At 52.6% G+C, this 15264-nt stretch carries 14 protein-coding genes and 1 pseudogene; 6 read left to right on the plus strand and 9 right to left on the minus strand.

Annotated elements, in window-relative coordinates:
* The first annotated feature begins 43 nt into the window (after nt 1-43).
* The 4 genes from rcsF (at nt 44) to DA718_RS23160 (ending at nt 3862) form a co-directional block, all read left to right on the plus strand.
* Nucleotides 44-451, plus strand: a complete 408-nt coding sequence (gene rcsF / locus DA718_RS23145; RefSeq protein WP_110272445.1) for an Rcs stress response system protein RcsF — start codon at nt 44-46, stop codon at nt 449-451.
* Entirely contained in the window at nt 448-1155 is a 708-nt protein-coding gene (tsaA, locus tag DA718_RS23150) for a tRNA (N6-threonylcarbamoyladenosine(37)-N6)-methyltransferase TrmO (RefSeq protein WP_112215844.1), read from the plus strand. Before rcsF ends, tsaA begins: the two co-directional genes overlap by 4 nt.
* A gap of 111 nt (nt 1156-1266) precedes the next feature.
* Complete coding sequence (gene proS / locus DA718_RS23155) at nt 1267-2985, plus strand: proline--tRNA ligase (RefSeq protein WP_112215843.1); 1719 nt, start codon at nt 1267-1269, stop codon at nt 2983-2985.
* 55 nt (nt 2986-3040) lie between these two features.
* Entirely contained in the window at nt 3041-3862 is an 822-nt protein-coding gene (locus DA718_RS23160; protein WP_112215842.1) for a YaeF family permuted papain-like enzyme, read from the plus strand.
* Here DA718_RS23160 and nlpE read toward each other — a convergent pair whose 3' ends face one another.
* Genes nlpE through DA718_RS23175 form a run of 3 tightly spaced genes read right to left on the minus strand, consistent with a single transcriptional unit; the run spans nt 3863 to nt 5560 of the window.
* Entirely contained in the window at nt 3863-4564 is a 702-nt protein-coding gene (gene nlpE / locus DA718_RS23165; RefSeq protein WP_110272449.1) for an envelope stress response activation lipoprotein NlpE, read from the minus strand. It lies immediately after the preceding gene.
* 40 nt (nt 4565-4604) lie between these two features.
* Nucleotides 4605-5018, minus strand: coding sequence for an alternative ribosome rescue aminoacyl-tRNA hydrolase ArfB (arfB, locus tag DA718_RS23170; RefSeq protein WP_110272450.1), 414 nt, complete (start codon nt 5016-5018; stop codon nt 4605-4607).
* Entirely contained in the window at nt 5015-5560 is a 546-nt protein-coding gene (locus DA718_RS23175; RefSeq protein WP_112215841.1) for a YaeQ family protein, read from the minus strand. Before DA718_RS23175 ends, arfB begins: the two co-directional genes overlap by 4 nt.
* A gap of 196 nt (nt 5561-5756) precedes the next feature.
* On the opposite strand from DA718_RS23175, the gene DA718_RS23180 reads away from it, so the two are divergent.
* Complete coding sequence (locus DA718_RS23180) at nt 5757-5957, plus strand: YaeP family protein (protein WP_110272452.1); 201 nt, start codon at nt 5757-5759, stop codon at nt 5955-5957.
* Nucleotides 5944-6204, plus strand: coding sequence for a Rho-binding antiterminator (rof, locus tag DA718_RS23185; RefSeq protein WP_110272453.1), 261 nt, complete (start codon nt 5944-5946; stop codon nt 6202-6204). Before DA718_RS23180 ends, rof begins: the two co-directional genes overlap by 14 nt.
* Nucleotide 6205: 1 nt before the next feature.
* On the opposite strand, the gene tilS is transcribed toward rof, so the two are convergent.
* The 6 genes and pseudogenes from tilS to dnaE form a co-directional block, all read right to left on the minus strand.
* Complete coding sequence (tilS, locus tag DA718_RS23190; protein ID WP_112215850.1) at nt 6206-7522, minus strand: tRNA lysidine(34) synthetase TilS; 1317 nt, start codon at nt 7520-7522, stop codon at nt 6206-6208.
* Nucleotides 7523-7591: 69 nt separating this feature from the next.
* Nucleotides 7592-7981, minus strand: a complete 390-nt coding sequence (locus tag DA718_RS23195) for a VOC family protein (protein ID WP_112215840.1) — start codon at nt 7979-7981, stop codon at nt 7592-7594.
* Nucleotides 7982-8043: 62 nt separating this feature from the next.
* Nucleotides 8044-10182, minus strand: a complete 2139-nt coding sequence (locus DA718_RS23200) for a lysine decarboxylase LdcC (RefSeq protein ID WP_112215839.1) — start codon at nt 10180-10182, stop codon at nt 8044-8046.
* 109 nt (nt 10183-10291) lie between these two features.
* Nucleotides 10292-10630 (minus strand): annotated as a pseudogene (locus DA718_RS23205) (chitinase); the annotation flags it as partial.
* 141 nt (nt 10631-10771) lie between these two features.
* The gene (gene accA, locus DA718_RS23210) at nt 10772-11731 is read right to left on the minus strand and encodes an acetyl-CoA carboxylase carboxyl transferase subunit alpha (RefSeq protein ID WP_112215838.1); all 960 of its coding nucleotides are present in this window, start codon (nt 11729-11731) and stop codon (nt 10772-10774) included.
* 12 nt (nt 11732-11743) lie between these two features.
* Nucleotides 11744-15226, minus strand: coding sequence for a DNA polymerase III subunit alpha (gene dnaE, locus DA718_RS23215; RefSeq protein WP_112215837.1), 3483 nt, complete (start codon nt 15224-15226; stop codon nt 11744-11746).
* Between the last annotated feature and the right edge of the window lie 38 nt (nt 15227-15264).

Consider the following 15264-nt stretch of genomic DNA (forward strand, 5'->3'; position numbering starts at 1 on the left):
TGATTCAATAGCGCCCTGTTTTATTATTTACTGAGGAAATACTATGCGTGCTTTACCGGTCTGTTTGTTAGCACTCATGTTAAGCGGCTGTTCGATGTTAAGCAGATCTCCTGTTGGCCCTGCGCAAAGTATGGTAAGTCCGCCAGCCAAATCAGAACCGACAAAGCCGAAAGCGACGCGTCCGGCTCCGGTAAGAATCTATACTGATGCCGCAGAATTGGTGGGTAAACCTTTCCGCGAACTGGACGAAGTTACCGGTGAATCATGTCAGGCATCGAATCAAGACTCTCCGCCAAATATCCCGACAGCCCGTAAACGTATGCAGGTTAACGCAGCAAAAATGCAAGCGAATGCCGTTTTGCTGCATCGTTGTGAAGTCACCAGCGGTACACCAGGCTGCTACCGTCAGGCTGTTTGCTTTGGCTCGGCTCTTAACGTTTCGGCGCAATGAGTGCCTTTCAGTTTGCACAGATAGGCGTGATTCGCTCGCCATATAAAGAAAAGTTTGCCGTCCCCCGCCAGCCTGGGTTGGTCAAAAATGGTGGCGGCGAATTACACCTCTTGCCTCCTTACAACCAGGCCGATGCCGTACGCGGCCTGGAGGATTTCAGTCATCTCTGGGTGCTGTTTGTTTTTCATCAGACGATGGAAGGCGGTTGGCGCCCAACCGTCCGTCCGCCTCGCCTCGGAGGAAATGCGCGGATGGGCGTATTCGCCACCCGTTCAACCTTTCGCCCTAACCCAATAGGCATGTCGTTGGTTGAGCTAAAAGGTATTCGCTGTCAGAAAGAGCAGGTTATTCTTGAGCTAGGGAGCCTGGATCTGGTAGATGGAACCCCAGTGGTCGACATCAAACCTTACCTGCCGTTTGCAGAGGCATTGCCAGACGCCAGCGCCAGCTATGCTCAACAGGCTCCGCTGGCGGAAATGGCGGTCTGCTTCACGCCAGAAACAGAAGCTCAGCTTTTGACGCTGGAAAAACGCTACCCACGGCTGAAGATGTTTATCACCGAAGTCCTGGCGCAAGATCCGCGACCGGCTTATCGCAAGGAAGAAGAAGCAGGAAAAACATATGCCGTCTGGCTGCTTGATTTTAACGTGCGCTGGCGGGTGATTTCGTCCGGTTTTGAAGTCTTTTCTCTCGAACCACGCTAATTTTATTTTCCTCTCTTTTGGCATCTTTGCCACACTGGTAAACTAAACCACTTTTTTTGTGTCAGGCTGGCTTTCGGCCTGTACCGATCGCCCAAATGGAACCGTAACAACATGCGTACTAGCCAATATCTGCTCTCCACTCTGAAGGAGACACCTGCCGACGCCGAAGTCATCAGCCATCAGTTGATGCTGCGCGCCGGGATGATCCGCAAGCTGGCCTCCGGGTTGTATACCTGGTTACCGACCGGCGTGCGCGTCCTGAAAAAAGTCGAAAACATCGTGCGTGAAGAGATGAACAACGCCGGTGCGATCGAGGTGTTAATGCCAGTCGTTCAGCCATCTGAACTGTGGCAAGAGAGCGGACGTTGGGAGCAGTACGGTCCGGAACTACTGCGCATTGCTGACCGAGGCGATCGTCCTTTCGTACTCGGTCCGACTCATGAAGAAGTCATCACCGATCTGATTCGCAACGAGCTGAACTCCTATAAGCAGTTGCCGCTGAATTTCTTCCAGATTCAAACAAAGTTCCGTGATGAAGTCCGTCCTCGCTTTGGCGTCATGCGCTCACGCGAATTCCTGATGAAAGATGCCTACTCTTTCCATACTTCTCAGGAATCTCTGCAAGAGACCTATGACAAGATGTACGAGGCCTACAGCAAAATCTTCACCCGTATGGATCTGGATTTCCGTGCGGTGCAGGCTGATACAGGCTCTATCGGCGGCAGCGCTTCCCATGAATTCCAGGTACTGGCGCTGAGCGGCGAAGATGATGTTATCTTCTCTGATTCTTCCGATTACGCGGCCAACATTGAGTTCGCCGAAGCTGTTGCGCCGAAAGAACCACGCGCTGATGCAACCCAAGAAATGACGCTGGTCGATACGCCGAATGCGAAAACCATCGCCGAACTGGTTGAGCAGTTTAATCTGCCAATCGAGAAAACCGTGAAAACCCTGCTGGTGAAAGCAGTAGAAGACAGCGCATATCCTCTGGTTGCCCTGCTGGTTCGCGGCGACCACGAGCTGAACGAAGTCAAAGCCGAGAAGCTGCCGCAGGTTGCCAGCCCGTTAACCTTCGCCACCGAAGAAGAAATCCGCGCCGTTGTGAAAGCAGGTCCGGGTTCTCTTGGGCCAGTCAACATGCCGATTCCCGTGGTTATTGACCGCACCGTTGCGGCAATGAGCGATTTTGCCGCTGGCGCGAACGTGGATGGTAAGCACTACTTCGGTATTAACTGGGATCGCGACGTAGCGACTCCAGAAGTAGCTGACATTCGTAACGTCGTTGCCGGTGACCCTAGCCCAGACGGTCAGGGGACACTGTTGATTAAACGCGGTATCGAAGTGGGTCATATCTTCCAGTTAGGCACCAAGTACTCAGAAGCGATGAAAGCCTCCGTACAGGGTGAAGATGGTCGCAACCAGATTCTGACCATGGGTTGCTACGGTATCGGGGTGACTCGTGTGGTGGCTGCTGCCATTGAGCAGAACTTTGACGATCGCGGGATTTTGTGGCCGGAAGCTATCGCACCGTTCCAGGTTGCGATTCTGCCGATGAATATGCACAAATCCTATCGTGTGCAGGAGCTGGCCGAGAAGCTGTACGCTGAGCTGACAGCTCAAGGTATCGAAGTACTGATGGACGACCGCAAAGAGCGTCCGGGCGTGATGTTTGCCGATATGGAGCTGATTGGTATTCCACACACTATTGTGCTGGGCGATCGCAACCTCGACAACGACGATATTGAGTATAAACACCGTCGTCACGGAGAGAAACAGTTGATCAAGACCGGCGATATCGTAGATTACCTGGTCGCACAAATTAAAGGTTAATACCAAAAAGGGGCGCTGATTTTTTCAGCGCCCCTTTTTTACAAGGATTGTAATCATGGCTAACCGAGCTGCAAGTTACGGCTTACTTTTTCTCATACCTGTATTGCTTTGCGCCTGTACGATGGACCTCAGCCAGTCTGCTCCTTCAGAATCGACTATTAACAAGCAATCAAAACAATGGGCAATCAAACTTCAACGTCAGGGCTCAATTACAGATAAAGCACTGCTTGAGATTAGCGAAAAAGACCTGCGTCCCGGGGACTTGCTTTTCTCTTCCAGTATTGGCGTCACATCGCTGGGGATCCGCGCTTTCAGCACATCTTCTGTTAGCCACGTCGCCATCTACCTCGGGGATAGCCAGGTTGCAGAAGCCACAGGCGCTGGAGTACAGATTGTATCCCTTAAGCAAGCAATGCAGCACAGCGATAAACTATTTGCCCTAAGGGCGCCAGACCTCACACCTCAGCAGGCCGCAGAAATTAAAAACTTCGCTTATAAAAATAAAGACAGCGGCTATAACTATCGCGGCATTATTGAATTCATCCCTTTTATGATGACAAAGCAGATGTGTTCTTTGAATCCTTTCTCCAGAGATTTTCGCCAGCAGTGCGTTAACGGTCTGGCCAAAGCTCAGCTAAGCGACATTGCTCCCGAAGATAAGAAAACCTGGTTTTGTTCTGAGTTTGTCAGCGATGCCTTCGCTAAAGCCGGGCATCCGCTGACAATGGCGCAGCCGGGCTGGATTAGCCCCTCAGACCTGCTGCATATGCGCGAAGGCGACGTTTCCACCTTTAAGCCCGAAACACAATTGCTGTACGCCGGGCATCTAAAGCTGGGGGTCTATATTAAAACAAGCCGCCTCGTAGGGCTGAATTAATCAACGAGTATTGCAATCTTTGTTTTGATAAAACGACCCTGCGGAATCCGTCGCCAGAACTTTAACCGGCTCTCCCGTATCAGGGTTAGCTTCGAGGGTAAAATGCCCTTCTACCACCAGCAGTACTGGACGTGTATCTGTACCACGCGCAGCAGCATAGCCACGCTCGAGCTGAGCGTTGTTGGCCACAGCCACTCGCTTACCAGTCGCACAATCAGTAAAGGTCGCCGCATCCGCCATATAGAAGTACATTCCACGCATCGCCATCGGCGTTATCGGCAGGCTGGCTTTGACCGACTCAAGCGTATAATTCAGCGTCGACTCAATGGGATTACCGTCACGATCGAGCATTTCTAGCTTGTCGCCTTTTGCACGATAATAAGACTTCTCGCCCTTACTATCAGTCAGCACCAGTTTATCGGCAGTGCGCGCCCAGATACCGTAGGAAGCAAAAGAGGAAGGCTCGCGGCTAACCCCCTGATAGCGCTCATTCATGACCCAGGTACCATCTTTCTCCAGAAAGAGCGTGGTTTCGATACCTTCACAATCGGCACAAGGCAATACGCCACGCCAGCTCTGCTGCATCGGTTTGAGCTCTTCCATCGGTGTAGGTTGTAACGTTTCAACTTCTGAACGATGATTACAGCCAAACAGCGCAAAAAGCGAACAGGCCGCCACGACTGAAAATACGATTTTCTTCACTGTAAATTCCTTATAATCCATTCCACCCGTTCGTCACGCCTTAAGGACGAACTTTCCCACGCAGCGCTTTGACTGAGGATTTTTGCGCCTTAGAGGCAAGTCGACGCTCTTTGGATGCCCGAGTCGGTCGCGTCTCCCGGCGACTTTTTTGCACTGCGGTTAATTCTTGTATTAGGGCAACAAGGCGAGCAATCGCCGCTTCGCGATTCATTTCCTGGCTGCGATATTCCTGAGCCTTAATGATAACCACACCGTCAGCAGAAATTAAGTGGTGGCTGGCAGCAAGCAGACGTTCCTTATAATACTCAGGCAGGCTTGATGCCTTAATATCAAAGCGCAAATGAATAGCCGTTGATGCCTTATTCACGTGCTGACCGCCCGCGCCCTGCGCACGTATACCGGAAAGAGAGATCTCTTCATCCGCAATCGCCACGCTGCGGCTAATGGTAATCATGCGGGTGTTTGCCAGGCCGTTAAGTTAATTTCCAGATTATTCTTAGCGTCGGATAACCAGATACTGCCATCCTGGATGGTCGCCTGCAGTATCATCGTGCGATCGGCAAATGCACTGAGCTGCGCCAGCTGAGTATCATCCAAATACCACACCGTCAGCTTCGAAAACTGTGCCAGTTTACTCTTATTCTGCTGCCACCAAATTTCAGCCGCCCGACTATTATAGGCAAACAGCGCAACCTCTTGTGCTCGTGAGCAGGCTTTTTTAATCCGCCGATCGTCAGGCAGCCCCAGTTCAATCCATAAATCAACGCCCAGATGATCGTTAAGCAGCCAGAGCTCCGCTTCATCATCGGAAGACAAACCGCGGGTAAACTGCAAACGCTCGTTGGCATATTTGATCCACGCCAACAGTCGCAGCATCATGCGCTCCTGGGTTTCAGACGGATGCTGAGCTAACGTCAGACTGGCATCCAGAAACTGGTTACGGTCCAGGTCAGCCACGTTCACCGTCGCTTTATAAATCGTCGCTTTCAGCGCCATGAATAAACTCCTGATAAAAATGGCGTACATTGTAGCTAAACTCACGACAAAAGGCTGTCAGCAATCAAAGGATCCCGTTTCATCCTGCTGATATTGCTTAAATGACTATGGTATAGTCACCTTGCTAAACAGAGTTTATCTTCGTAGGCTTAAACTTACATCCCACGGTTGAGTCAGGATGCTGACAGGAGGGCATGTGGACAAATATTGTGAGTTAATACGCAAGCGGTATGCGGAAATAGCCAGCGGGGATCTGGGGTATATTTCGGACGCGCTCGGTTGCGTGTTGAAAACATTGAATGAGATTGCGGCGGATCAGGCCCTTTCTGAGTCAGTCAGGGAAAAGGCCGCTTATGCGGCAGCAAACTTACTGGTGAGCGATTATGTCAATGAATGATACTTATCAACCCATCAATTGCGATGATTATGACAACCTCGAACTTGCCTGTCAGCACCATTTAGTTCTGGCGCTGGCGCTCAAAGATGGCGAACAGCTGCAAGGGAAGGCCAACGATCTGATCTCGCGCAAAAACATCGAGTATCTGGTAGTGGAACTCGCCGGCGACGTCCGCGAGCTACGCCTGGATAAAATCGCCAGTTTCAGCCACCCGGAAATCGGTACCGTCGTGGTCAGTGAGTCCTGAATCAAAACGGGTGGCCCTGGTCACCCGTTTTCCTCCACACCATCTGTACGCCTTTACCTTCCTCTACTCGCCCTTCTTGCGTGACAAACAGGCCATCGGCGGCAGCAATCAGCGTTTCGCCATAAAACAGTAACGGCGTAGTATCACGACGCCAGGGGGCTACGCCCAGCTCCTGCCAGATCTTCTTCAGCTTGCGGCCACCGTGGCGGCCCACGATATGTAAATTACCGCTGGCGCGAAAGCGTATTGTCACCGTATCTTCCTGATTCGGCTCACGTAACGCCCCACCAGGTTGTAACGCCAGCTCACCAAGATCAGCGGGTAACAACAGCGGTTCTGAAATATCGGGCCAGCTCAGCACGGCTTCTGTCTGACCCGGAATATACTTAACCCAATGCAGCCGCTGCTGATAACGACGAACGGTAAAATCGCCAAGACGTAGGCAAGGAAATGCATCTTCTCGCGCCTGTGCGACTTCACGCCAGATGCGCTCCGGTACATCGCGAGAAGGCATCAGCGCATTGTGCGCACCGAGCCAACGCCGCAGTAGCGCAGCCCGACGTGGCGCGCTCAGCGTAGTTAACGGCTCGACAGCCAGTGAACCGTCCTCCGCCATCAGCGTGACAAGCTCCGCTGCCAGCATTTCATCAAGCAGTTGTTCCTGCTCGCCGCAAAGGCTCGCACTGCGGGCTACGGCCTCAGCAAAGTGCGGCCAGCGTGCGCTGAGTAACGGAACGATACGTAGGCGGAGAAAATTACGGTCGTAAGCATCATCCTGGTTACTTTCATCTTCAATCCAGGTGAGCTGATGAGTCATTGCCCACTGATATAGCGACTCGCGACGTTCATTGAGCAGCGGGCGCAACAGTTTCGTTCCGGCAAAGTTAGATTCACCCGACATCGCCGATAATCCGGTCGGTCCACTCCCCCGCTTAAGCGCCAGCAGGAAGGTTTCACACTGATCATCAAGATGTTGTGCGGTGACGAGTGCTTCTCCAGGCAAAAGCGCCATACGGAATGCCTGATAACGAGCTTGTCGCGCGTGGGCCTCAATCCCCAGCCCCTCATCGCCGAGCACCACTCGTTCGACCAAAAGCGGCACCTGCCACTGCTGACAAACTTGCTGGCAGTGTGCCACCCAGCCATCGGCATTGGCGCTTAGCCCGTGGTGAATATGAATCGCCCGCAGTTGAATGGTTGGATCCTGTTCACGCCAACGGACCAGGCGGTGTAAAAGAACGGTCGAATCCAGCCCGCCGCTGAAGGCCAGCAAAAACTGGCGGTGCGGTTGGAGCGTTTGCGCAAGATCTGAGATCATCATCATATGAGTACTGACTGAGGAAAGCGTGTCCGGCACGTTACCCGGCAGGACACTTTCTGACAAGAATTACTGTTGATAGATTTCCAGCGGCAAGCCATCGGGATCATTGAAAAAGGTGAAGCGCTTATCGGTGAACGGATCGATACGTACGCCTTCACAAGCAACACCGTGCGCCTCAAGATGGGCAACGGCGGCATCAATATCATCAACGCTAAACGCCAGATGACGTAATCCGCAGGCTTCAGGACGGCTTGGGCGCGAAGGAGGAAACGGGAAAGAAAACAGTTCAATGACATATTCGCCATTTAACGCCAGATCACCCTTCCACGAATCGCGCTCTTCACGATAAAACTCCCCCTGGAGAGTAAATCCCAAAATGTCGCAGTAGAAAGCTTTACTCTTCGCATAATCCGTCGCAATGATGGCGATATGGTGAACCCGTTTTAAACCCAGCATCGTAAAACTCCTCCTGTTGAAGCCAGCAAAGTTACTCGCGCCACCCGTTATCGCGCAAGCACTTAGTCATTTTTTAAGACTCGAACCCAATACACACCGTCTTCATCACGTTTCGCCCCGTGGATATCGGTTTCAAAACCCGGGTAATGGCGCCCAATCGAACACAGCATTAACAGGAAATCGAGTACCGCCCGGCTCTCTTCGGTAATCATTTCCCCAGGCATCAGCAGCGGTACCCCCGGTGGATACGGCAGGATCATAGTGGCTGAAATGCGCCCGATCAGATTCTCCAGCTCAATGGTCTCCACTTCACCTTTGATTTGCCGCTGCCAGGCTCGGTAAGGTGTCATTTTCATCTCGGGCAGAACATCAAAGGCACGCAGCATCAGTTGAGAAAGCTGATGCTGGCGAATCAAGCGATGAATGCCCTGAGCTAGTTCCTGAATGCGCATGTTGCGATAAAAATCCGGATCTTCCGCATAGAGATCCGGCAACATATTTTTCACTCGCAGATTCAGATCGTAAGAGCGCTTAAATTCCGTCAGCCCACGCAGCAGCCCCATTGCGCGGGTTTTATCAATGCCGATACTGAAAAGAAACAACAGGTTATACGGTCCAGTTTTTTCAACCACCACACCGCGTTCATCAAGGAACTTCGCCACCAGCGAGGCTGGGATACCCTCATTATCCATGTTACCTTGCTCATCCATTCCGGGTGTCAGAATGGTCACTTTCACCGGGTCGAGGAACATATGGTCATCATCGGCATCATGAAAGCCGTGCCACTGTTCACCCGGTGCGACTGGCCAGCACTGTGCCTCACCCACCTCTTCCGGCTGCCAGATATCAAAGAACCAACCGTCAGACTCTTCACGTAGCCGCTGCACCTCTTTGCGAAAATCAAGCGCCCGTTCAATTGAACGCTGAATAAGGCGCTTGCCGGAATTACCACGAAGCATCGCCGCAGCCGTTTCGATGGAGGCGACAATCGGGTAGCTCGGCGAGGTCGAGGTATGCATCATAAAAGCTTCATTAAAGGTATCTTCGTCGTAGCTGCCTTTAATATGGATAAGCGAAGCCTGCGACAGCGCCGCCAGCATTTTATGCGTCGACTGCGTTTCAAAGATAACTTTCCCCGCAATGCGATCGCCGCTCATGCCGCTTTTTCCCTGATAGATCGAGTGAAAATGGGTGTAGGGTACCCAGGCAGAGTCAAAATGGATCGACGGCACGTCGAGGGTTTCTTTAATCCAGGTGGTGTTGTACAACAGTCCGTCATAGGTGGAGTTGGTGATCACCGCATGTACAGGCCATCCAGCACCACCCGCAGCATTTACCTTTTGCTGTATCACATCGCGGGTAAACTCGCGCTTCGGAATACCGCCGAGGATCCCCAGCGCATTGCGTGTCGGTTTTAACCATAACGGCACAACGTCACTCATCATCAGTAAATGCGCCAGCGATTTATGGCAGTTGCGATCGATAAGAAGGGTACTTCCCGCCGGAGCAGAATACATGCCGACAATTTTGTTCGACGTTGAAGTCCCGTTGGTCACCATATAGCTTTGTTCCGCGCCGAAAGCACGCGCAATATACTCTTCAGCCTCCAGATGTGGGCCGCTATGGTCGAGCAGCGACCCCAACTCCGTCACCGAAATAGAAACATCGGCCTTTAAGGTATTACCGCCGAAGAAATCATAAAACAGGCAACCTACCGGGCTTTTTTGATAGGCAGAGCCGCCCATATGCCCAGGGGTGCAGAAGGTATATTTTCCCTCTTGCACATAGTTGAATAATGCTTTAGTAAACGGTGGCGTGATGTTGTCGAGGTATTCGCGAGTGTACTGGCCAATTCGGGTCGCGATCTCTTCCTCCAGCCCAAGCGCATATTCGAAAAACCACAACGTCATACGCAAATCCTGACCGCTGACATCCATCGTCGAATGCGCGTTGATAAAGGCGTATAGCGGCAGGTATTCATTCAGCTGGTTAATCTCGCTGCACAAATCAACGTTGTACTCATCCCAGTCAAAGATAACCCCACAGATCCGCGGATTATGTTCGATAAACTGCAACAGGTCGGCGCTGTTTTGCGGCCAGATGGTCTGGAAGCCTTGCCGTTGGAGGGCGGCTTCCAGTTCTTTGATCGGTTCGTCTTTGTGATAGACGCCATGGGGGCCCATGATGGCGATGATATTCACGCTTTCCTCCTGGAATTTACCTGAGGGAAGCATCATAACAATCACGCCAGTGCTTAGCACTCAGAGAAACCTGGGCACCGGCTTCGATAGCGCCGATCGGGCCAGATATAACGGCGCTCGCCAGGTTCATCCAGGTATCAGCAACCAGTTCCGGTTTATCCAACAGTGGACGAACGTCGCCGCCATACATGGCATCAGAGAATGGGCCATAGTTGTCGGAGAGCTGTTTCGCCCCACGACCAAAGTAGCTAAGGAAATCGCCATCTTTGTCTTTACCACACGGCCAGGTCTGACCCTGCCAGATATCCGGGTTACATTCGCCGTTGTAGCCGCCTTTCTGCCCTTCTACCCAACCTACTTCGCGGAGATAGACCAAAGCCTGACGCCATTCAGGAGTATCACGCCAGCTTTCATGGCCACCGGTTTCCTGCGCAAAGTGAGCAAACACTGGTTGCCAGAGATTTTAGGGAGGAACGGCATCATCTGCTAATCACATTACCTCTCACTGATCTCATCTCGCATCAGTAAACAACATATAAAAAAAGGGCCGGAAAATCCGACCCTTAGAGGTAAAAAATGATATTGATAATCAGGCGTAACCGTAGCTCATCAGACGCTGATAGCGACGGTTGAGCAGCTCTTCTTCATTCAGAGTGTCGAGGTCAGCCAGGTCAGCCAGCAGTTGAGCTTTCAAGCTCGCCGCCATCGCTTCCGGATTGCGATGCGCACCGCCCAGCGGTTCCGGAATGATAGAGTCGATCAGCTTCAGCTCTTTAAGACGCGGAGCGACGATACCCATCGCTTCAGCGGCCAGCGGCGCTTTGTCGGCGCTCTTCCACAGAATGGAAGCACAGCCTTCCGGGGAGATAACGGAATAAGTGCTGTACTGCAGCATATTCACTTTATCGCCTACGCCAATAGCCAGTGCGCCGCCGGAACCACCTTCACCAATCACGGTGCAGATAACCGGTACGCTCAGACGTGACATTTCACGCAGGTTACGGGCAATCGCTTCAGACTGGCCGCGTTCTTCCGCTCCTACTCCCGGGTAAGCCCCTGGAGTGTCGATGAAAGTGATGATGGGCATTTTAAAACGCTCAGCCATCTCCATCAGACGCAACGCCTTACGATAGCCTTCTGGTGCCGGCATCCCGAAGTTGCGACGAATTTTCTCTTTGGTTTCGCGCCCTTTTTGGTGGCCGATAATCATCACCGGACGCCCGTCCAGACGCGCAATCCCACCGACGATAGCTTTATCGTCAGCGTAAGCGCGGTCACCAGCCAGTTCGTCGAATTCGTCGAAAGCCAAGCGAACATAATCCAGGGTGTATGGGCGACGTGGATGGCGCGCCAGCTGAGCGACCTGCCATGCGCCAAGATCGGCGAAGATCTTGCGCGTCAGCTCTACGCTTTTTTCGCGCAGGCGATGCACTTCTTCATCGATATTAATATCCAGTTTCTCATCCTGGCGGCTTACCGCAGTCAGAGAATCGATTTTCGCTTCCAGCTCTGCAATCGGCTGTTCAAAATCAAGGAAATTCAGACTCATAGTATTCCTGTATTAGTCAAACTCCAGTTCCACCTGCTCCGAGCCGATAAGGCCACGCAGATCGTTGAGTAAACGATCGCTCGGAGAGACGCGCCATGTTGCGCCAAAACGCAACCGCGCGCGCGCATCCGCCCTCTGATAATAGAGGTGTACTGGAATGGTTCCCGAACGATGGGGTTCCAGAGACTGACGGAGTCGGTTTAAAAGCTGGTCATCAATTTGCCTGTCCGTCAGCGAGATAGCAAGCCCGCGAGCATATTTTTCCCGGGCTTCGTCAATGTCCATGACTTCACGAGCGGTCATTTTAAGCCCCCCGCTGAAGTCATCAAAGCTGACCTGTCCGCTGACGATAAGTATGCGGTCTTTTTCCAGCAATTGCTGGTATTTATCCAGGGCATCGGTGAATAACATCACCTCCAGACGCCCGGAACGGTCATCCAGCGTACAGATGCCGATACGATTGCCGCGCTTGGTGACCATGACCCGCGCCGCAATAACGAGCCCCGCCGCCGTGGTCACTTTACCACGATCGGTCGGATGCATGTCTTTGAGTCGTACGCCGCCAACATAGCGTTCGATCTCTCTCAGATACTGGTTAATCGGGTGCCCGGTCAGATACAGCCCCAGGGTCTCCCTTTCGCCATCCAGCACCACCTGTTCCGGCCATGGCTGGCAGTTAGCGTAGGATTGTTCAATTTGTTCCGGCTCTTCTGCCAGAACGCCAAACATATCAGCCTGGCCAATCGCTTCAGCTTTGGCGTGCTGATCGGCAGCTTTCAGCGCATCGCTCAACGAATTCATCAACGCCGCGCGATGCGGGCCGAGGCGGTCAAACGCCCCGGACATAATCAGTTTTTCCAGTACCCGACGGTTTAGCTTTTTGATATCAGTTCGCGCGCAAAGATCAAACAGCTCACGGAAATAACCGCCCTGGTTACGCGCTTCAATGATCGCTTCAATCGGGCCTTCACCAACGCCTTTGATGGCGCCGATACCATAAACGATTTCGCCATCGTCATTGACGTGGAAATGGTACAGGCCAGAGTTAATATCCGGCGGCAGGATTTTCAGCCCCATCCGCCAGCATTCATCCACCAGCCCAACCACTTTCTCGGTGTTGTCCATATCCGCGGTCATTACCGCCGCCATAAACTCGGCCGGATAGTGTGCCTTCAACCACAGCGTCTGGTAAGAAACTAAAGCATAAGCGGCGGAGTGCGATTTGTTAAATCCGTAACCCGCGAATTTCTCCACCAGGTCAAAGATTTTCATCGCCAGCTCGCCATCAACGCCGCGCTTTTTAGCCCCTTCTTCAAAGGTGCCACGCTGCTTGGCCATCTCTTCCGGCTTTTTCTTACCCATCGCACGACGCAGCATGTCAGCGCCGCCGAGGGTATAGCCGGAAAGCTCCTGGGCAATCTGCATGACCTGTTCCTGGTACAGAATGATGCCGTAGGTTGGCTCCAGTACCGGTTTCAAGCATTCATGCTGCCACTGCACGTCTGGATAGGAGATTTCTTCACGGCCGTGCTTACGGTCAATAAAGTTATCTACCATGCCCGACTGCAGCGGGCCTGGACGAAACAGGGCCACCAGGGCTATCATATCTTCGAAGCAGTCGGGCTGCAGGCGTTTGATCAGGTCTTTCATGCCGCGGGATTCAAGCTGGAATACCGCTGTGGTTTCCGAACGCTGCAGCATATCGAAGCTTTTTTTATCGTCGAGCGGGATAGCCGCGATATCTATCGGCTCCAGGCCCTGCTTCGCCCGGCGCGGATTGATCATTTTCAACGCCCAGTCGATGATCGTCAGCGTACGCAAGCCAAGGAAGTCGAACTTCACCAGCCCCGCGTATTCCACGTCGTTTTTATCGAACTGAGTAACCGGGTTTTGCCCCTGATCGTCGCAATATAGCGGAGCGAAATCGGTAATTTTAGTCGGCGCGATAACGACACCACCGGCATGTTTACCCGCGTTACGCGTGACCCCTTCCAGCTTACGCGCCATATCGATCAGCGCTTTGACTTCTTCATCGGCTTCGTAAATTTCCGGAAGCTGTGGTTCAGCCTCAAAAGCTTTTGCCAGGGTCATACCCGGATCGGGCGGCACTAGCTTGGATATGCGGTCAACAAACCCGTATGGATGTCCCAGCACGCGGCCCACGTCGCGGATAACCGCTTTCGCCGCCATCGTACCAAAGGTAATAATCTGCGAGACCGCGTCACGACCGTACATCTCCGCCACATGTTCGATAACCCTGTCACGTTTCTCCATACAGAAGTCAACGTCGAAGTCGGGCATTGAGACACGTTCCGGGTTAAGGAAACGTTCAAACAGCAGGTCAAACTCTAGCGGGTCCAGGTCGGTAATTTTCAGCGCATAGGCCACCAGCGAACCCGCACCGGAGCCTCGCCCAGGACCTACCGGCACGCCGTTATCTTTCGACCACTGAATAAACTCCATAACGATCAGGAAGTAACCCGGGAACCCCATCTGGTTGATAACCTGAAGTTCAATATCCAGACGTTCATCATATGGAGGGCGGGATTCTGCGCGCTTTTCAGGATCCGGGAATAAAAATTCGAGGCGCTCTTCCAGTCCCTCTTTTGATTTGACGACGAGAAAGTCTTCTGTCGACATTTCCCCGGTCGGGAACTGCGGCAGGAAGTATTCGCCAAGCCGCACGGTAACGTTGCAACGTTTGGCGATTTCAACGGTATTTTCCAGCGCCTCGGGAATATCAGAGAACAGCTCGCACATCTCCTCCTCGCTGCGCATATATTGCTGCGGCGAGTAGTTGCGTGGTCGCTTAGGATCATCAAGGGTAAAACCGTCGTGTATGGCTACGCGAATTTCATGCGCATCAAAGTCGCCGGTTTCCAGAAAACGGACATCGTTAGTCGCAACAACGGGTAAACCGCACTCTTCCGCCAGTTGCACAGCCGCATGAAGATAGCTCTCTTCATCAGCGCGTCCAGTGCGGATCAGCTCTAAATAGTAACGATCGGGAAAATACTGCTGATAAAAAGAGACGCACTGCTCGACCAGCGCCATGTTACCGCGCGTCAGGCTTACGCCAACGTCACCCTTGCGCGCGCCAGATAACAGAATGAGGCCTTCCTGATGTTCAACCAACCAGTCGCGATCGATCCACGGCCCTAATGCGCCGTAACCGCGTTGATAAGCGCGGGAGATTAGCAGCGTCAGGTTTTGATAGCCGACGTTATTCGCTGCCAGCACCGTTAGTTCAGTCAGCTCATCACCCATCAAATCGCTCTGGACGTGAAAATCCGCACCGACAATCGGTTTAATCCCGGCGCCATGTCCCGTTCCATAGAACTTCACCAGCCCACAGAGGTTGGTAAAATCAGTGATCGCCAGCGCAGGCATACCGAGCGCGGCCGCCTTTTTCACTAACGGCCCGGTTTTCGCCAGGCCATCGATCATGGAATAGTCGCTGTGCACCCGCAGGTGTACGAAACGTGGTTCAGCCATCTTCAGATTCCGCGTTACTTAATTGCTTGCGTGTCAGT

Origin of the sequence: Klebsiella huaxiensis (genome assembly GCF_003261575.2) — a bacterium.
Classification (GTDB): domain Bacteria; phylum Pseudomonadota; class Gammaproteobacteria; order Enterobacterales; family Enterobacteriaceae; genus Klebsiella; species Klebsiella huaxiensis.

Coding starts and splice junctions, on each gene's coding strand:
- tsaA (WP_112215844.1), top strand. CDS start 448: ATGAGTGCCTTTCAGTTTGCACAGATAGGCGTGATTCGCTCGCCATAT.
- dnaE (WP_112215837.1), bottom strand. CDS start 15,226: ATGGCTGAACCACGTTTCGTACACCTGCGGGTGCACAGCGACTATTCC.
- DA718_RS23160 (WP_112215842.1), top strand. CDS start 3,041: ATGGCTAACCGAGCTGCAAGTTACGGCTTACTTTTTCTCATACCTGTA.
- DA718_RS23195 (WP_112215840.1), bottom strand. CDS start 7,981: ATGCTGGGTTTAAAACGGGTTCACCATATCGCCATCATTGCGACGGAT.
- rof (WP_110272453.1), top strand. CDS start 5,944: ATGTCAATGAATGATACTTATCAACCCATCAATTGCGATGATTATGAC.
- arfB (WP_110272450.1), bottom strand. CDS start 5,018: ATGATTACCATTAGCCGCAGCGTGGCGATTGCGGATGAAGAGATCTCT.
- proS (WP_112215843.1), top strand. CDS start 1,267: ATGCGTACTAGCCAATATCTGCTCTCCACTCTGAAGGAGACACCTGCC.
- DA718_RS23175 (WP_112215841.1), bottom strand. CDS start 5,560: ATGGCGCTGAAAGCGACGATTTATAAAGCGACGGTGAACGTGGCTGAC.
- rcsF (WP_110272445.1), top strand. CDS start 44: ATGCGTGCTTTACCGGTCTGTTTGTTAGCACTCATGTTAAGCGGCTGT.
- accA (WP_112215838.1), bottom strand. CDS start 11,731: ATGAGTCTGAATTTCCTTGATTTTGAACAGCCGATTGCAGAGCTGGAA.
- tilS (WP_112215850.1), bottom strand. CDS start 7,522: ATGATCTCAGATCTTGCGCAAACGCTCCAACCGCACCGCCAGTTTTTG.